Below are 19,944 nucleotides of genomic sequence, written 5' to 3'. Positions count from 1 at the left end.
TGTCAATCAGAGAGTAGGATTTTCAAACAGTTACTTATATCAGATTGATTGTATTACTTTGTATCATTTTTTTACTACATATCAGGATTTTCTTATTCCGCTATTGGGCGGGTTATTGCTGGATGCGCTCATTGGTGATCCCCACCGTTTGCCGCACCCCATCCGTCTGTTCGGCAGCATGATAGCATGGTGCGACAGGCAATTTAACCGGGGAAATCATCGAAAGAGAAATGGCGTACTGGTCGCCTTGGGACTGGTATTATTGGTCTTTACACTTTTATATAGTCTGGAACGGATACTTTCTCCCTACCCTGCCGCCCTGCTCATCATCAACACTATTCTCTTTTTTTACGCGATCAGCAACCGGAGCCTGATCTCCGAAGCGATGAAAGTAGAAATGCTGGTTGTGAAAGGGGATATTCCGGCGGCACGAAACCAACTGGGCTGGATTGTGGGACGTGACACATCTCAACTTACAGCAAAACAGATCCGCACGGCAACACTCGAAACACTAGCCGAAAACCTTAGCGACGGGGTGATCGCACCCCTGTTTTTCTATGTGCTCGGTGGAGTTCCGTTGATGATGGCATACAAGATGATAAATACTATGGACTCCATGATCGGGTATAAAAATGAGAAGTACCGCGATTTCGGATGGTTCGCCGCCCGCATCCTCGATGATACAGCCAATTTTATTCCCGCACGGCTGACTGCTTTATTAATGGTATTATTGCCACCCTCAAAACGTGGATTACGCTTTATCCGCAAGTATGCCGGATGCCACTCAAGTCCCAACTCCGGTTATCCGGAATCGGCGCTGGCCGGTATTCTCAACTGCCGATTCGGCGGTCCAAACGTGTATCATGGCAAATTAGTAGAGAAACCCTATATAGGAGAGAACAACCGGGATCTCTCACACGCCGATGTACGGCGTGCCTGTTTCATCAATATACGGGTTACCTTGACAATGATGCTGATGATCATTCTGTTCCTTTACGGATTATTCTACTTTTTGAATTATCTCACCATTTAGTTTCAAACTTTTTAGTTACAAACTATTTAGTTTTATATTTTTCTTATACCTTTGTCATACATTATTTCTCCGTGCCGCTGGAGAAAAACATCTCTGGTAGAGTCCGTTGCAAAAACGGTTATGGCTAAAAACAAAACCATAAGAAAAGTATGTCAAAAAAGAAAAAAAGCAACCGAAGTGTATATTTGATAGTTTTATTGATCATAATAGTCGGTCTGGCAGTATACTTTTTACAGCGATCCGGCAACGAACCGGAAATATCAACGCAATCCGAAGCAATAGACATTCCATTCCGTAAGCAGGGAGAACTGTTCTTTACAAGTCAGCAGAATGGCGACACACTGGCAATGATCGATATTGAAGTGGCCGATAACGACCAATTACGAGCACGCGGATTAATGTACCGGCGTACCCTTCCGGAAAATGCAGGAATGTTGTTTATTCAAAGCATGGAAGAAATGCAGAGTTTCTGGATGAAAAACACTTACATCCCGTTGGATATCCTTTTTGTAAATAGGGATAAAGAGATCGTGACCATTCACGCCAATACCACCCCGTTAAAAGAGTGGAACTATGCATCTACGAAACCGGCTATCTATGTAGTGGAGGTAAATGCGGGATTCACCAATCGGCACGGTATACGTACCGGAGACAGGATAGAATTCGTTATCCCGGAATAACACCCTCCCTCCCCCATTTCATTTCCTTACCGTCGGAATCATATTTTTTCCGTTTGGCTGTAATCCGCTCTATGGCAATTCTGTAGATATTGGTTAGTTTCATTCCTGATGTGACAGCCATATCGAACAATGCCATTTTATCAGGAGTATATTTCCGGCAGATTACCTCCAATGCCCGGCGTTTTCCTTCATCGGTCGTGACAGGTTCAACCTTACCATACACGATTGCCGAAGCAAATTCGGTGGTAAATACCTTACTCCCGATATCTCCGGCTTTCTCCTCATCCGTTCGCATCTCTTCCAGTTCCTCATCCGAAAACAGGTCCGGCACGTTCACATCGGTCACGAATGTTACACAGACAAGTGGCTGTGATTGCAACAGATCCACCTTCGTTCCACTCCTTGCCGAATGAAAATAGAGATATTCACCGTCCCTGGCTACTGATAAAGGAATGGCATAAGGATCACCATTCGTGTCGGTAACCGAAAGCACGGCAAAAGGGGTACGGTCGATTACCTGCACTCCCCAATCGCGCCCCATTTCACGATCTTTTCTTCTCATTTTTTATCATTTATCGCCTAAGTCTCCTACACTCCACAAATCTCCTCGTCTCCCACTCTCCTTTTTCCTACCTTCCTACTCGCCCTCTCTCCCCAGTCTCCAAGTTCCCCGGTCTCCCTCTCATCACTCATCATTCTTACCTTTGTTTTTTACATATTTTTCCAGCCATTGATCCTGCTCCCACAACAGGTGGAGTACGTTTTCACGAGCGGCATACCCATGGCTCTCCTTCGGCAGGATTACTAAACGGACCGGTGCACCGAAACTTTTTAACGCCTGGAAATAGCGCTCGGTCTGCATGGTGTGCGTACCGGAATTGTTATCACTTTCCCCATGGGTAAGCAACATTGGTGTTTTCATCTTATCTGCGTGCATAAAAGGCGACATGGCATTATAGGTTTCGGATGCCACCCAGTAGTTCCGCTCTTCCGCCTGAAAGCCGAACGGTGTAAGCGAACGATTGTATGCTCCGCTACGGGCTATACCTGCCGCAAACAGATCGGAATGCGTAAGCAGGTTCGCCGTCATAAATGCACCATAGGAATGACCGCCGACGGCAATCCGTTCCCGGTCGATATATCCCAGTGCATCTACGGCATCTATCGCCGCTTTGGCATTGGCTACCAGTTGTTCCACAAAAGTATCGTTCGGCTGTTCATCTCCTTCTCCCACGATAGGAAAGGCTGCGTCATCAAGGATCGCATAGCCGCGTGTTACCCAGTAAATAGGATTTCCATACGACAGGTAGGTGAATGAATTGGGATTGGCAGTAGTTTGTCCCGCGCTACTCCGGTCTTTGTATTCGGTAGGATATGCCCACATGATCATAGGCAGTTTTTCCTTTTTCTCCCTGTCATAACCGACCGGCAGGTATAAGGTACCGGTAAGTTCTACCCCATCGTCGCGTTTATAGCTGATCACTTCCTTATAGACATTTTCAATGCTTTTGAACGGGTTTTCAAAGGCGGTCAACGGCTCCGCTGCACGTTTGCTCCTGATATTGCGGATATAATAATTGGGATATTCTGTCGGCGATTCAATCCGGGTGATCACCGTACCTTTTTTACTGTCGACAAACGTGACTAACTCTTCCACTTTATCGGTATAGGCAGACTGATAGATCCGTTTCTTTTTCAATGTTTTCATATCCAGTTCGTCGATAAACGGAAACTGTCCCTCAGCAGTGAAACCGTCTCCAAAAAAGTAAATCGAATTTCCGTCCATTTTCAATGTATAGGTTCCCAGCGCATTTTTTGTAGTTTGCGGGTAACCGGGATCCTCATAAACATTCTGATAGTTCCGGTCGATAACGATACGAGATTCCTGTTTGTTGTCCGACGGATTAAAAATATACATCTTCTGATTCCGCGTATTCCACCAGCGGTCATGAAGAATAGCGTATTCATTGTTTCCCCAGGTAATACCTGCGTAACGGTTAATGGTCTTTACCAACGAACGGGGTGTACCGGTGAACGGAGCATCGAGTTCGAATACCTCATCACGGAAATCGACTTTCACTTCCGGATCACCTTTATCGAGTGCCTCCACCCAATAGAGGGTCGACGGCTTGTCGGCACGCCAGTAAATGTTCCGTTTTCCCTCCTGCGTAGCCATAAATCCTATCGGAAGGTTATCCAGTAACGGCTGTTCATTGAATTTCATTAAGAAATCTCCTTCAGTCGTGTATATCTCCGCGACATTGGGAAAGCTATAATAAGGAACGGTATATGAGAACGGACGGGAAAGTGTGGTCAGCAACAGATATTTTCCATCCGGGGAAAATAATTGCCCTATATACATTCCGGCCCCTTTCCATTGTGTTTTCGATCCGTCGAGCCCGATCTTATAGAGTTCCGATGTCATTAACGTTTCGAAATTAGTCTCATCTACCGGATTTTTCAACAGGTCCTGATAAGTACGGTTTTGTGATATCTGTCCGTCGCTGACCGACACAATTGGTCCTTCCGGCAAAGCTTTTTGGGTATCGATCAATCCAGGCCGGTTTTCAGGAAGTATCCTTACCAGTAACCCCGTTCCATCACTGAACCAACTGTATGGAAATCCGGCATTGGCATTTACAACGGCATCCGTCAGTCTTTTCGCCTGCAAGGTTTTCAGGTCGGCAATCCACAACTCTACACCGTTTTCCACCGTATTGGTAAAAGCAAGTTTTGTCTCATCAGGCGAAAAAAGGACATTGGCAATAAGTGGTTCGGAAGGTAAGCCTTCTATTTGCTGTATTTCCTTATCAGTCGTTTTTTTATAGCGGATATTATTAAAATAGGTAATGGTACTCGATATATTGGCATCGGGATTGATACGTAGTCCTGCCAACCTTACTTCAGGCTGATTCAAGTCGGACAATGTTTTGAACGTATTCCGGTAAAAGAATAACATCTGCTCACCTTTACTGTCCATATTGACTGACGGCGCTCTCTCGATATCTACCAGTTCCAGAATTTCTGCCGGTGGCACCTGATAGGTGATATTTTCCTGCGATTCAACAAACCGGGTTGTCATAAGCAAAACAAATAAAATGATACAAATTCGTTTCATGATAGATATGTTTTTTATTAGTCATAGTTTATATTTGTAGAATATAAGATGCGCCTCGGAAAAACTCAAGCAAGCTTGGTTTTTCTCTCGGCTTTCATTATATTTTATGAAAAACAGAAGCCGATGCCTGTGCTGTAGGCATTACGACCATATCGTTGATATTCACATGCGGCGGACGGGAAACTGCGAACCAGATACACTCTGCAATATCGTCGGCGACTAAACACTCATATCCCTCATACACTTTATCGGCACGGCTCTTATCTCCATGAAAACGTACAATGGAAAATTCCGTTTCCACGGCACCGGGACATATCTGCGTTACTTTTATATTATGGGGAAGCAGATCAAAGCGCATCCCTTTCGTCAATGCGTCCACGGCATGCTTGGTAGCGCAATAGACATTTCCATTGGGATAAACCTCTTTTCCGGCGATGGATCCGATATTGATGATATGTCCTTTTTTCCGGGAAATCATTCCCTGTGAAATGCAACGGGTAACATACAACAGTCCCTTTACGTTAGTGTCGATCATTCGGTTCCAGTCAATGCTGTTACCCTGCTGAACCGGCTCCAGACCGGCAGCCAGACCGGCATTATTAACCAATACATCTATACTTTGCCATTCCGGGGGTAGATTTCCCAGGGCAGCATTCACTTCCTCCTCGTCCCGTACATCGAAACAGAGAGCCAACACATGCGAGCCGTTCTCTTCGAGTTTATTCTTCAATATATTCAATCTATCCTGCCGTCTGCCGGTGATTATTATATCGAACCCATTTCCGGCAAGTTTCAGGGCTGTAGCTTCTCCAATTCCGGAAGTTGCTCCTGTTACTAACGCTATTTTTTCCATATAATTCAATTTTAGAACCAGGAATCAAGAATAAACTAATGTGCTAATTTATTAATATGCCAAACATCGTTCAACGGAACGAAGTGTAGTTAATGTGCAAAAATAGTGTAAAAAAAAACATAATCCTTATTTTAATAAACAAAACCTTACTCCCAAAAACAAAAAAGCCTACTTTTACGTTATCAGAGAATAAGATCATATCACAAAAATATTATCTATGGAGGAACATTTTATTACGGTGAAAACATTTGCCTTCCCCGCCGATGTACCCATCGTCCAATCATTTATGGAAATGAGAGGGATTGAGACCTATATGAAGAATCTCACCTCCAACAGATTGGCTTATACCCTCGGAGAAATAGAGATGCAGGTGAAAAGTTCCGATTATGAAAGCGCAAAAGAAGCACTGATCGAAGGCGGATTTGCAAAACCGGAAGATTTTCTATAATTTTTCGTAATCTTTATTCAACTATTCAACATTTTAAGATTGAATAGGATTGAGTCGGATGGGACAATTAAAGGGATTAATTAAATAAACACAAATATATTATAAATTTCATAGAATTTCCGATGTCGATAGAACAAGAAAAAAAAGAAATACGGTATAAATATATCCTGATCGGATTTCTTATCCTGTTAGGACTGATCATTTTCAGGCATACACGTCCCTATATGAGTGGGTTTCTGGGTGCAGCGACCTTGTATGTACTTGTGAACGGGCAACAGAAATATTTCACACAAAAGCTTAAATTCAAAAAGTCGCTCAGTGCATTGCTCATCGTGTTGGAAGTACTTTTCTTTATCCTTCTCCCCCTCACCGGACTCACTTTTCTTGTGATTGATACTGTGTCGGGAATTTCTATTAACCCGGAAGCAATACTGATACAGTTCAACGAATTTGTCGACAGGTTAGAAGAAAGACTGGGATTTAATATATTCACCCCTGAAAATCTGTCCGCTTTACCGAGAGCAGGGTCCAATATCCTGCAAATGCTTGGGAACAGTGTCTACTCGTTCATAATCAATGTTATTGTCATTCTATTCGTATTGTATTACATGCTCTTCAATAACGATGAGTTTGAAACAGCTATCAGGGAAGTCTTACCGTTCAAGGAAGAGAATAAGCAGATCCTTGCCGAAGAAACCCGTATGATCATCCAGGCAAACGCCGTAGGAATACCTCTTCTGGCAATTATCCAGGGCTTTTTTGCCTACCTGGGGTATCTTTTTTTCGGTATAGACAGTGCGATTTTATATGCCATTCTTACTGCTTTTTCCACCATACTGCCCATCGTAGGTACCATGATTGTCTGGGTTCCGTTAGGGATCACCCTGCTGCTGGGTGGAGATTATGTGAACGGTATCGCATTACTTATATATGGTATGTTTATTATTGGAGGCGTGGATAATGTTGCCCGTTTCTTACTGCAAAAAAAGCTGGCCGACATCCATCCGTTGATCACCGTATTCGGAGTACTTATAGGGATTCCCATGTTCGGGTTTTGGGGAGTTATCTTCGGACCGCTGTTGCTTTCCCTTTTCATACTGTTCTTCAACATGTTCCGACACGAATATATACCGGGATCAAAAGCAGAACCCCGTGTTACCACACGCATTAAATCCCGGAAGGTGAAAATTCCGATGTATGAATCGGTCAAACCCAAAAAGAAAAAGGGAAATGTACCCGGGACTGATTGATTCAATTACAAAATTGAAAGTAAAAAGTGAAAAATGAAATTCGCTATCGTGTTTATTGCTCGAAGCGCATTATCCTTTTCCCTTATTATTCACTACTTCCCGATCTATCGGGACAGGTTATTCCTATTGGTCGGGATTAGCACATTGGTTCTTCATCAATACTTGTCCCGATTTATCGGGATCAATAAATCAGTAAATCTTTTCTTTGGCACTGTTTTTGCAACTCTATATGGAATGGTCATTATAAATGAGTGATTAATTTTTTATATGACCCTCAAAAAATTTTATTCGATTTAAAATAAAAGACTATATTTGTAGTCGATACACAGCTAAAGAAGGGAATAAAAATATATGGATAGCAATTTTTCACAACGGGTCAGAGACATCATGGCTTACAGCCGGGAAGAAGCGGGAAGGCTCCAGAACAATTATATAGGGCCTGAACATCTTATGCTCGGCATCCTTCGCGATGGCGACGGATTAGCTATTCAGGTGCTCCAGGATTTCGATATCGATCTGCATGTGCTGAAAGATTATATCGATTCGCACGTACGTGCTACTCAGGAGCCTTATGATGGAACCAATGAACTCGTAATTAATAAGAATACGGAAAAAGCATTAAAAATGAGTATTCTGGAAGCGCGTCTTACCAAGAGTCGGGAGACCGATTCCGAACATATTCTGTTGGCGCTGCTGAAAGAAAAAAGTACATTGATAAATGATATCCTCACACAATTTCAGCTCGATTATTCAAGTGCGTTTCTCTATATAAAAAGTATTCTTGACAACCGGACTGAAGATGGGGACGGACAATCACCCTCTGCAGGAGCGAATTTCACCGACGACGATGACGAAGATGCGAACGAAAAATATCCGTTCAATCCGGGAGGAGGTCAAAGCTCCTCTTCGCAGACAAAAAGCAGTGGATCTGATACTCCCGTACTCGATAATTTTGGGACGGATATCACCCGCGCTGCGTTGGAAAACCGTCTCGATCCGGTAGTCGGACGGGAAAAGGAGATTGAACGCATTGCGCAGATCCTCAGTCGTCGCAAGAAAAATAATCCGGTACTCATCGGTGATCCCGGTGTGGGTAAATCGGCCATTGTAGACGGACTGGCATTGCGTATTACGCAGAAGAAAGTCTCCCGCGCACTATTCGACAAACGGGTGATCGCTCTCGATATGGCGTCGATCGTTGCGGGAACCAAGTACCGCGGCCAGTTCGAAGAGCGTATCAAAGCGATATTGAACGAACTGTCGAAGAACCCGAACATCATCCTCTTTATCGATGAGATTCATACTATTGTAGGTGCCGGTGGTGCTGCCGGATCGCTGGATGCAGCCAATATGTTAAAACCAGCTCTGGCACGGGGTGAGATACAATGTATCGGAGCCACTACCCTTGATGAATACAGGAAGAATATTGAGAAAGACGGTGCATTGGAACGCCGGTTCCAGAAGGTGATAGTGGATCCCACCACTCCGGAAGAGACACTGCAGATACTGCGAAATATCAAGGAGCGGTATGAGGAGCATCACAATGTGCGCTATACCGACGAGGCACTGCAGGCATGCGTGAAACTGACAGATCGTTATGTTTCCGACCGGACTTTTCCCGACAAGGCGATCGATGCACTCGATGAAGCCGGAGCCCGGGTACATATTTCCAATATAGTGATACCTAAGACCATCGAACAACTTGAAGAGGAGTTGAAAGAGGTGGAACAGCAGAAAACCGATGCGGTAAAAGCGCAAAAATATGAGTTGGCAGCCAGCTATCGCGACAAACAACGGCAGTTATTACTGGCACTTGAAGCGGAAGAGGAACGTTGGCAGAAAGAGATCAAAGAAAAGCCGGAGATCGTCGATGAAGAAAAAATCGCTGAAGTAGTGGCAATGATCTCGAGTGTGCCGGTACAACGTATCGCACAAGCGGAAGGGCAGAGACTGCTGGAAATGCGCGACGAACTGAAAAGCAAGGTGATCGGCCAGGATGATGCTGTGGACAAAATCGTCAAAGCCATCCAGCGGAACCGGGTAGGACTGAAAGATCCCAACAAACCCATCGGCACGTTCATGTTCCTCGGCCCTACGGGGGTAGGAAAAACGCATTTGGCCAAGAAGCTGGCAGAGTTCCTGTTCGATTCGTCCGAGAATCTTATCCGCATCGATATGAGCGAATACATGGAAAAATTCAACGTATCGCGTCTCGTGGGAGCCCCTCCGGGATATGTGGGATATGAAGAGGGCGGACAGCTTACCGAAAAAGTACGCCGCAGACCCTATTCCGTCGTGTTGCTCGACGAGATCGAAAAAGCGCACCCCGACGTATTCAATATCCTGCTTCAGATACTGGATGAAGGACATGTGACGGACAGCCTCGGACGCAAGATCGATTTCAAGAATACAATCCTGATCATGACCTCCAATATCGGAACGCGGCAGTTGAAAGATTTCGGCCGTGGTATCGGGTTCAATACCAATCACGATGTGACTGATGCCGAATATTCGCGGAGCATCATTCAGAAAGCGCTGAACAAGGCATTTGCACCCGAATTTCTGAACAGGGTAGACGATATCGTGATGTTCGACCAGTTGAGCAAAGAGTCGATCTACAAGATTATCGATCTTGAGTTGAAAGGCCTCTATAAACGCATCGGGGATCTCGGATACACTGTTGTCCTTACTGAGTCGGCGAAAGAGTTTATTGCCAATAAAGGATACGACGTACAGTTCGGAGCACGTCCGCTAAAACGGGCTATCCAGAAATACATCGAAGACGAAATGGCAGAAATGATTATCCGCACCGGTATGAAAGAAGGTGAAACCGTTCTGGTAGATTTTGACGATGAAAACCAGAAGGTGGTTATGAAAGTAGAAGAAAAAGTGGAATAGTACATTCCACTTTTTCTTTTTTAATTGTGATCCAATCACATTCCGTAAGCGTCGTAATCTATAAAATGAGCGATAAGGTCAACTTAGCGCAGTTTAATCACTTCGCTTCCTGCCAGTAAAAATGCTCCGGTACCATACACTTCCCAGCTGTCTTCATCAAAGTTCTTGCGGGGATCTGCTCCGATAGGTTGTACCCACCCTACACGGCCTTCTTCGTTCACACAGTTATTCAAAGCTATCCAACATTTCTCTATGGCGGGTTTGTAGGTCTTACTATCCAATAAACCATTATTTACCCCCCAGGCTAACGCATAACAGAAAAATCCGGAACCGCTTACTTCTCCACCCGGGTACGAATCCGGATCGAGCAAACTGGCTCTCCATAATCCATCCGCTTGTTGGAGAGATAATATACGTTCTGCCATCTCCTTGAATAACTCTTCATAGAAAGGACGCTCCGGATAATCCTCCGGTAATTCCTTTAGAATCCTTACCAGGCCTCCCATGACCCAGCCGTTTCCACGGGACCAGAAAATACGTTTTCCGTTAGCTTCATATCTATCTTTACCATCGTTCTTGATCACATAATTCAAATCACGGGCAAAAAGCTTTTCTTCCTTATTATACAACAGATCATAGCATTCCTTAAAATATTGATCATTGTATTGGTAATAAACCGGATCATTTAATGTCTTCCCTAATTTCACTAAAACAGGAGGAGCCATAAACAGGGCGTCGCACCACCACCATTTAATCACCTCAATTCCTCTATGCGGGTAGGGATTCTTAAATAAGATCGAAAGTGTGTCGATGGTAGGCTGAATCATCTCCTGTCGCTTCTCAATCCTGTATAGATCTATATAGGTCTGAGAGATAGCGATATCATCTGCATGATACCAACGCCTGTACGGACGCCATTGCGTCGAGTCATTTCCCATCGCCATCATTGCGTCGTAGATTGTTTGCGATTTTGTTGTCTCCCAGGCGGCAAACAACCCGGCATAAAAAGCACCGTTTGTCCAGTCATTCGGAGCATGGCGGGGATGCCTGATTTGCCACTCTGCCGTTTTATTCATTGTATTTCTGATCGATTCAGGGCTAAAAACAGTCCCCGCGTTTTGTGCAATACAGGATATGGATAACAATATCCCTCCAATAAAAAATAGAATTTTCTTCATTTTCAGTTAGTTTATATTTGGATGTTTATATATCTCAAGGAATGAACTTTAGATAGATTTTTCCTCTCAATGGTTCAGCGTGCCCGGAACTCAAAAAGTAATTTGGCTGGCTCTGCGGCCCGAGATCTCCAGCTTGCTTGAACTTTGTTCCTACCGGACTGATCGCATTGAGTACGGACAGCTGTCCGTCCGGAAACTTACCCAGCGTATTATCGTTATTACGCTTCATCGGATTGTCAGGAGTAAACAAATGAAGAAACAAATCTTCGGATGCAGCCACTATTCGTATGACTCCTTCATCCGTAGTAAGGTCTGCCGCATAAAGGTTAGAATGAAATCCCTTAAACTCAGGATATTCCCATGATTCTCCGGTAACAGTATTGTTATAGTCTTTTTCCCAGATATTAAAAGAAACTCCCTTCATTCTGTTTTTCCAAACCCTGTAAGGCCCGTTCCCCAGCCACTTGATATGCTTTACCTTATCCTCCGGATAATCAAATGTGATCCCTATATGATCATGATAACCACCGATATCAAATGAATAATCAATCTCAATCCATCCTGAAGGTAACAATGACAAGGTAATCACATTTCGCTTACTCTGTCGGCTACTATTTTCATCTTTAAAGATCAATTGTATCTTCTCAAGATTATCTTCAACCACTTTATTTAGTTTACTCAGGACCATATTACCGTTGGTATATCTCGGACCATTTTTAAGAGATAATCGTTGACCTTTGACCTCGATCAGGTGAATAAGTCCATTTGTCCGATCTATTACAAGCCTGGCATCATTACAGCTAAATATGATCTCATCATTCCGCTCTTCCTGCTCAACAATGTTATTCTCTTTTTCAATTAATCTTGAAGCGTATTGATAAGCAGGGGTAATCGTTTTCGTCCAGGTATAGATCTCTCGGCCATAAATATCCGTAGCGGTCAAATATAAAGCATCATAATCGGAAATATTTTCCGGAACCGAAATTTTTATCAATCCATTGAAACCCGGTGGAATATCCGGTACGGAAACATTTGCTGCCAGTTCTTTCTTTATACCGGCAATATAATCGAATTTAATCCATTTTGCCGTAAAAGTACATTGATTCAGGTTTGTAAAATGATAACGGTTCTGTACCCTGAAAACACCGTCGAAGGTAAGAGGCAGAAATGTTGTTCCTTCCAGGTAAATGGGCGACCAAATCTCTTTAATGGCATAAAAGCTACCTTCTTTTTCGCGAAAGGGACCTACAATACCATCTGCAGCGTGGTTGCCATCGGTGTCCATCTCGTTGTCTCTATCATTTCGTACAATGCCTTGATCTACCAGATCCCATAAAAAACCACCGACACTTAAAGGATTGAATTGCATAAGATTCCAAAAATCATCCAATCCTGCCCCATGTCCACCGTCATACAAACCATGCATAAACTCGGTCGGAAAGAACAATTTATTTCCATTGAACAAAAAATGAGTTCCTATTCCGTATGCAGGATAGTGATATGTGTTAGTATATTCTTCCTCAAGCCAGGGATGGAAAACATGCCGTTTTTGAATATCGAATCTGGGATATTCCGGTACCAGATCGAAATTAAATCCGCCTTCATTGCCATTTGCCCACATGACAATACTCGGATGATTCACGTCCCTGATAACTAACTCCCGCACGAGTTTTTTTCCTGCTTCAGTGTCATACATGGACTGCCATCCGGTAAGTTCATCAATAACATAGAGTCCCAGGGAATCACATATATCGAGAAAATGCCGGTCGGGAGGGTAATGCGACATTCTGACAGCATTCATATTCATTTCCTTTATCAGTAAGGCATCCATTAAACTGATAGAATAGTTCGTTGCTCTGCCTGTGGTCGGCCAGTGTGTATGCCTGTTGACTCCTTTAAACTTTATTTTGGTTCCGTTTATATAAAAACCATCGCCCGGACGCAATTCTACCGTTCGAAAACCAAACTTTTCCGTAACAGTGTGTATACTTTTTCCGTTCCTGATTAATGAGACTTCTACCTGATATCTTTCAGGAAATTCGGAAGACCATAATTTAGGGTTATCAAATACACCGGACAAACGGGTTATGCCGATTCTGTCAGTATGAGCAGTTACGGCATTACCAAATAATCTACCATCCAAAGTTTTAACCTGGGCCGTAACCTGTGAGTTCTGTATATTGCCACTAAGGAAAACATCAATCTGAAAAGTCCCATCGCCTCTTGCATCAATAGCAACACGGTCAATATGCTCTTTCGGAAGCGCCTCTAACCACACCGGACGATATATTCCTCCATATACCCAAAAGTCCGACTTTCGTTCAGCATTCTCTACAGATTCATTCGAAGACGATTTATGAACAGTAACTTCAAGAAGGTTATCTTTACCAAACTTCAGTAAATCCGTAATATTGTATTTAAAACAATAAAAGCCTCCCTGGTGAATTTCGCCCGCAGTTTGTCCGTTGATCTTCACCTCGGTATCTGTCATTACTCCTTCAAATACAATATTAATTTGTTTCTCCCTCCATGTTTCCGGCAGCACAAATTGATGGCGGTATATGCCTGTTTCATTTATACGTTCCTTATCATGTCCATAAGTAAACTGACCAAAACCTTCGAATTCCCAATTAGAGGGAACCGGGATCTTAGTCCATTCTCCGCTTTTGTGACCTGCGGTACAGAAAAAATCCCACAAGACGGTATTGTCACTTCCTGTACCGGACAGATACAGGGATTCTGTTTGCTGGCCATAAGAGAAAAAAGTTAATAAACTTATACACAATAAAATAAATCGTTTCATGCGATTAAAATTTTAGACATAAGAATCAAGATACAGGATATAGAATTTGGGATGTGGGATGTGAGATGTGGGATGTTGATATGATAAGTGGCTAACAACCAATCACCATTATCAATTGTCAATTACTAATTACCAAATCATGAAATTTATCCACCTGTCCACCTTATCACCTATCCACCTCTAGCCCGTTTCATAACACGAAAATACATAAAATCTTAGACCACAGAATGAAAAATCCAATAATCTTTTACTCTGTGGTCTAAAATATAATTATCATTTATACAAACTATTTTGTACCAAATTAGGATTAGCATCCAATTCATTTTGAGGAATCGGGAAAACATAATGTTTCTCTTCTACTTTGTATTTTTTAATACGCGTAGTCATCAGATTCCTTGGAGCTATCACGGAAGAACCAAAAACCCCAAAAGTCATAAGCAACTTTTGGGGTTCAATTAAATCAGGTTATTCGGGAAACCAAATACCTTTCTTTTAAGAGAAAGTGATTAGTTCCATCCTGGATTCTGATGTCCTTCCAGAGAAGGGTTAGCTTGCATCTCAGATAACGGAATGGGCCATAACAGCGCATGCTCCGGAATAGCACCAACTCGGGTACTTCCATCAGGTTTATTTTGAATCGCTGCAGATGCCAACGGAACCCATCTCAGTTTACCGGACTGCATTCCATCTGCTTCGGGATATAAGCGGGTACGACGAATGTCATCCCATATCTTAAATTCCAATGGGAACTCATGGAGACGTTCAGTCAGAATAGCCTGTACCAATGCATCCCCACTTGCAGTCTCATCAGCCAATCCTGCACGTTTCCGCACTTGATTGAGATACCCTCTAGCTTCTGCATCATTCCCAGTCCTTGCAAGACCCTCAGCCGCAATCAATAACACCTCTGCATAACGGAAGCTAGGCATGTTATAATCACCATTTCTACCGTTAATCAAAGATCCTTCATCAAACCATGCCCAATTTCCGACATTATCCAATGTGCGGGTAACAGTCTCCCCATCTAAACTAAAGGTGTATTCCCTAAAGAAAAATTGCTTCTCCATACCACGAATATCTGAGGAATGATAACTATTGATAATCATGTCACAAGGCAAATAAGCGTTGTAGAGAACATCTCCTCCGGGTTTGAAAATACCCCATTGGAAAGCATCCGTTCCAATTGAACGTACTGCATAAGAGTTACCCACATTCAAACTGGTCTGGTTATACTCTTTAGCATAAATGATCTCATTTGATGATTTTGTGGTTTTAATGATGTTGTATGCAGAATTGAGGTCGGAGGTAGTTCCATTAGGATGGATTAGGGCATGTTGTCCTCCATTCACCACATTAATAGCCATATTGGCAGCTTTCGTATAATATTCATTTCCACCATTGACAGGAGCACCAGCCCATTGCAAATACACTTGTGCCAGTAATGTTTGTGCCATAGGCCTGGTCGCATAACCTCCATTGTCGTAAAACGCAACATTAGGCAATGCATCCATAACACTTAACAAATCTGCTTCAATATTTTGGTATATCTGTGCTGAAGGAACACGTTCCTGATAGATACCGTCTAACGAAGTATAGGGAAAATCAATATAGGGAACATCTCCAAATTCTTTCACTAGATAGAAATAGGCATATGCACGGAAAAACTTACCTTGTGCAACAAAATTGCTGATTTGCTCACTGCTCAACACATCGGTCATATTCGGAATATTGGCAATCACAAAATTGGCACGCATGATGCCAATATAAAACTCGGTCCATATCTTCTGTGAAGTGGCATCAAATGATTCCACATTAAAGTTGCCACCTTCTGATGCGTTAGTAAATGTACGGTCTTTACGTTTATCAACAAATAACCCGGACGCAACTCCCCCCCACATAGTGGCTTTGGGTGTCCATCCACCATCCACATCGATATTATGCAAATAAGGAACTCCACCGAAATAGAGTGCATTAACCCCGGTTTGGGCATCTGCTTCAGTTCGCCAGAATTGACCGGCATCTTTTACATCCAGCGGATTTTCTTCCAAGAAGCTGTTGCATGAACTGATCAGCAATGATACTGCAACCATGCAAAGGACATATATATTTTTTTTATGTAATTTCATAGGATAATATTTTTTTAATTTTATAACCATGAATTAAAATGATACATTAAGACCAAAAGTAAATGTTCTTGCACGAGGATAGGTAAAGAACTGACGGTTGGTCCCCCATTTATTACCACCCAAACGGGAGGAGTTATCAGGATCGTATCCCAGATAGTCGGACGAAGTAATCAGGAAAGCGTTGTTCACACTTCCGTACAGGCGTAACGCAGAAAAACCTGCTTTACGAAGAATTGTCGGATTGAATGTGTAACCCAACTGAATCAGATTACCACGAAGATAGGAGCCATCGGCTACCCAAGTATCATCAGCATTGGCATTATTTCCCATCCCAAAGTTTGCCAAACGTATGGCCTGTGCTGTTCCATTAGGATTGTTTGTAGGATGCCATGCATCTTTCCAGAGACGATCTAAACCGCTGGTAAGGAAACGCCCTTCAGCAGAGTGGAAATATTCCTGCATAACTTCTGCTCCAAATGAAAATTGCAAATCTACAGTCAGGTCAAATCCCTTATAATTGAAAGTATTGATAAATGACCCCATCCAATCGGGCAAACCATTACCAAGGATTTCACGTTGTTTATAAGTAACCTTTTCTCCAATGGTAGAAGGCACATTCATTGTTTCAGGATCCCAGTTACCGGGAACACCATCATAAATACCGGCACGTTTATAGCCGTAGAATGTAGAAAGTTCCTCTCCTTCACGGATCAACATTTCATAACCGACAAAACCATCAAGCAGTATCTGGCGTTTACCTGTAATCTGATCAACCGCAGAACTCTCATCTAATTTCTCTACACGGTTTTTATTGAAACTTAAGTTAAGGGTACTGTTCCACTGGAAATCATGCGTCTGAATCGGATATGCATTAATTAATATATCTAATCCGCGATTGGATACCTCACCAATATTGTCTGTGATAGATGAAAAACCGGTGGATCTCGGCAATGGGCGGCTCAACAAAAGGTCAGTAGTATATTTATAGTAATAGGAAGCCTCCAAGCTGACTCGGTTATTGAACAGTCCCAGCTCTACCCCAACATCCCATTGACTAGTCCTCTCCCATTTCAGATCAGGATTAGGCATGCGTGACATATAGGATACTGTTTTCAACTCTTCTCCAATGATTGTTGTCGACTGACCGATAGTGGCTAACGATGAATAAGTTCCTATCTCGGAGTTACCAGTAATTCCATAAGAAGTGTGAGGTTTTAATCTACTAATCACCGGGTGATCCTTAAGAAAATCTTCGTTAGACATCATCCACCCCAAACCAATAGAAGGGAAGAAAGAGTATTTGTTATTTGCCCCAAATTTCGAAGAACCGTCCCAACGGCTTGTTATAGTAGCCATATACTTACTATCATAAGAATATACTCCACGTAAGAAATAGGAATTCATAGCCCATCTGTCGTGATCACTATCAACAGAGGGACGCTCTGTTCCGGATCCCAAATTATAATAGCCATAGAAATCATCACTAAATACCCTATCAGAAGCACTAAAGTAAGTATAAGTACTTTCTATCCATGAAACACCCGCCATAGCATTTATATAATGCTTACCAATATCCTTATTATAGGTCAGGAATGTCTCTTCTTGCCAATAAATTGAACTTGAGGTATTCGCGGAAGCGGCTCCATCATTCGCACTTTGATTGATCAATGGGCGTGGCATAAACGGTGTATAATTTGCATTACGGTTATTCTGATAGTCAATACCAAATTGCGTTTTCAATTCAAGATCTTTTGTCAGATGAAAAGTCAAACCTGCATTACCAAAAACCTGTGTTCTATATTGGTTGGCGACCATTCGTTTAAGCAACTCAACAGGATTACCAACTCCCTCAGGACTAAAACCTTGCAAACCACTATTTGGATTATCTTTATCTCTTAAGATGGATGTCGTCTGCACATCATTCGATTGCATATATACCCCATCCAGCATCACGGGGATGAAAGGTGATGCTTCCACCATGGTACGCGCAGCACCCTGCCCATAAGGATTGTCTGAAGTTCTATTTGCCCATGTATGGTTTACTAACAAATTGACGCCGGTAGATAACCATTTGGTAGGTTTATCATCATACGCCAGTTTAGCATTCAGACGTTTCATATAAGAATTGTGAAGAATCCCCTGTTGATCAGTATAATTTAAAAATGCTCCAACTGACGAGGCCCCACCACCACGCTGAATACTAAGCTGATGGTTATGAGAAATAGCCGTACGGGATGATTCTCGCTGCCAATCTGTATTGTATTTAGGCGATCCATCTGAATTGAATAGACGTGGATCTGTAAAAATCTTCGACAAGTCTGTATCAAAATTCCGGCCCTGCCAAGCATTGGCATTTTCTAATCCCTGCTTGAATGCAGCCATCCATTCATTAGAGTCCATCACGTCCATGTATCTTGCCATTGTACTGACAGACAAGGAACCATCATAAGAGATACGTGCACTCGATCCGGTATTTCCTCCACGCTTAGTGGTTACAAGTATAACACCATTAGCTCCACGAGCACCATATATAGCTGCGGACGAAGCATCTTTCAACACTTCAATCGACTCGATATCATTTGGATTAAGGAACTGGAAATTAGACATAACCACACCATCTACCACATATAAAGGATCAGCCGAAGCATTGATCGTAGAAATACCGCGGATGATAACACGCATCTCACCTCCTGGTTGTCCCGTGTTGGAAAAGATATTCACACCTGCAGCTTTTCCTTTCAATCCTTCCAAAGCATTGAATGATTGACTCTTAATAATGTCAGAACCTTTGGCTGTAGAGATAGAGCCCGTCACATCAGACTTACGTATAGATCCGTAACCAACAACCACCAGCTCGTCCAGTGCTTGTGTGTCTTCCTGCAATGTTACTTCAATGGAACTTCTACCGGCGACACTGATTTCTTGCTCTATATATCCGATATAAGAGATACGGATGGTAGCATTTTCATTCTCTACCAGTAACGAAAAGCGTCCGTCTATATCAGTAACTGTACCGTTATTTGTACCCTGTTCAACGATGTTGGCTCCAATTATAGCTTCACCCTGTTCATCAGTAACTGTTCCGGTGACCTGCTTTCTTTGCTGGAGTACAGTATTCACCTTATTCGCCGCCTCGTTATCCTTTCTTATCTCTTTTTTATCAATAAAAATATACTTTCCGGATATTCTATAGGTAAGTGAAGAATTTTCCATTAACTGATCCAGTATCTCATGGATATTCCGGTTTTCCAGGTCTACATCATAGTGAATGTTGCGGTCCACATCACTGCTTTTATAAAAAAACACGTAATCGGACTGATTCTCAATAGCAGAAACAATCTCGTCAAAGGTTGCCTGCTGCATCTTTACCGATAGTTTTTCATTTTGGACATAATCACCGGCAAAACCATTAAAATTGCCGGTAATCAGAAAGACAAAAATGAACATCACGGTTAAAGATCTTTTTCTCCATAGGGAATCTGTTAATTTATTCATATCTTTGCATGTTTTTGATGAACTATTTCGTTAAGCCAAATGAGCAGAGCCAAGCTTGCTTG

At 42.7% G+C, this 19,944-nt stretch carries 13 protein-coding genes; 5 read left to right on the top strand and 8 right to left on the bottom strand.

Annotated features, from left to right (window positions below; translation table 11 throughout):
- Positions 1 to 58: 58 nt before the first annotated feature.
- Positions 59 to 1,033: an adenosylcobinamide-phosphate synthase CbiB gene (gene cbiB / locus F597_RS0106785; RefSeq protein ID WP_019538974.1), complete on the top strand. Its 975-nt coding sequence runs from the start codon at positions 59 to 61 to the stop codon at positions 1,031 to 1,033.
- Positions 1,034 to 1,182: 149 nt separating this feature from the next.
- Complete coding sequence (locus tag F597_RS0106780) at positions 1,183 to 1,713, top strand: DUF192 domain-containing protein (protein WP_019538973.1); 531 nt, start codon at positions 1,183 to 1,185, stop codon at positions 1,711 to 1,713.
- On the opposite strand, the gene F597_RS20275 is transcribed toward F597_RS0106780, so the two are convergent.
- From F597_RS20275 to F597_RS0106760, 3 genes are all read right to left on the bottom strand, one after another.
- Positions 1,700 to 2,275, bottom strand: coding sequence for a pyridoxamine 5'-phosphate oxidase family protein (locus F597_RS20275; protein ID WP_019538972.1), 576 nt, complete (start codon positions 2,273 to 2,275; stop codon positions 1,700 to 1,702). The genes F597_RS0106780 and F597_RS20275 overlap by 14 nt on opposite strands.
- A gap of 123 nt (positions 2,276 to 2,398) precedes the next feature.
- Positions 2,399 to 4,831, bottom strand: a complete 2,433-nt coding sequence (locus F597_RS0106765; RefSeq protein WP_019538970.1) for a S9 family peptidase — start codon at positions 4,829 to 4,831, stop codon at positions 2,399 to 2,401.
- Positions 4,832 to 4,928: 97 nt separating this feature from the next.
- Positions 4,929 to 5,684 carry an SDR family oxidoreductase gene (locus tag F597_RS0106760; protein WP_019538969.1) on the bottom strand — a complete coding sequence of 252 codons (756 nt, stop codon included), beginning with the start codon at positions 5,682 to 5,684 and terminating at the stop codon, positions 4,929 to 4,931.
- Between the two features lie 217 nt (positions 5,685 to 5,901).
- Here F597_RS0106760 and F597_RS0106755 point away from each other — a divergent pair, with 217 nt between their 5' ends.
- The 3 genes from F597_RS0106755 (at position 5,902) to F597_RS0106745 (ending at position 10,280) form a co-directional block, all read left to right on the top strand.
- A complete protein-coding gene (locus F597_RS0106755) occupies positions 5,902 to 6,132 on the top strand; it encodes a hypothetical protein (RefSeq protein WP_019538968.1) in 231 nt (76 codons plus the stop codon).
- A gap of 122 nt (positions 6,133 to 6,254) precedes the next feature.
- Complete coding sequence (locus F597_RS0106750) at positions 6,255 to 7,382, top strand: AI-2E family transporter (protein WP_019538967.1); 1,128 nt, start codon at positions 6,255 to 6,257, stop codon at positions 7,380 to 7,382.
- Between the two features lie 351 nt (positions 7,383 to 7,733).
- Positions 7,734 to 10,280 carry an ATP-dependent Clp protease ATP-binding subunit gene (locus F597_RS0106745; protein ID WP_019538965.1) on the top strand — a complete coding sequence of 849 codons (2,547 nt, stop codon included), beginning with the start codon at positions 7,734 to 7,736 and terminating at the stop codon, positions 10,278 to 10,280.
- Positions 10,281 to 10,363: 83 nt separating this feature from the next.
- On the opposite strand, the gene F597_RS0106740 is transcribed toward F597_RS0106745, so the two are convergent.
- From F597_RS0106740 to F597_RS0106720, 5 genes are all read right to left on the bottom strand, one after another.
- Positions 10,364 to 11,458, bottom strand: a complete 1,095-nt coding sequence (locus tag F597_RS0106740) for a glycoside hydrolase family 88/105 protein (protein WP_026327207.1) — start codon at positions 11,456 to 11,458, stop codon at positions 10,364 to 10,366.
- Positions 11,459 to 11,492: 34 nt separating this feature from the next.
- Complete coding sequence (locus F597_RS0106735) at positions 11,493 to 14,261, bottom strand: glycoside hydrolase family 2 protein (RefSeq protein WP_026327206.1); 2,769 nt, start codon at positions 14,259 to 14,261, stop codon at positions 11,493 to 11,495.
- A 273-nt stretch (positions 14,262 to 14,534) separates the two neighbouring features.
- Positions 14,535 to 14,648: a RagB/SusD family nutrient uptake outer membrane protein gene (locus F597_RS23090; protein WP_221406096.1), complete on the bottom strand. Its 114-nt coding sequence runs from the start codon at positions 14,646 to 14,648 to the stop codon at positions 14,535 to 14,537.
- 119 nt (positions 14,649 to 14,767) lie between these two features.
- Complete coding sequence (locus F597_RS0106725; RefSeq protein WP_019538961.1) at positions 14,768 to 16,387, bottom strand: RagB/SusD family nutrient uptake outer membrane protein; 1,620 nt, start codon at positions 16,385 to 16,387, stop codon at positions 14,768 to 14,770.
- Positions 16,388 to 16,420: 33 nt separating this feature from the next.
- Positions 16,421 to 19,882, bottom strand: a complete 3,462-nt coding sequence (locus F597_RS0106720; protein WP_245542004.1) for a SusC/RagA family TonB-linked outer membrane protein — start codon at positions 19,880 to 19,882, stop codon at positions 16,421 to 16,423.
- Between the last annotated feature and the right edge of the window lie 62 nt (positions 19,883 to 19,944).

The organism is Proteiniphilum acetatigenes DSM 18083 (assembly GCF_000380985.1).
Lineage (GTDB): Bacteria > Bacteroidota > Bacteroidia > Bacteroidales > Dysgonomonadaceae > Proteiniphilum > Proteiniphilum acetatigenes.
The sequence above is the reverse complement of the archived record's forward strand: the minus strand, read 5'-3'. Positions and strand labels throughout refer to the sequence as shown.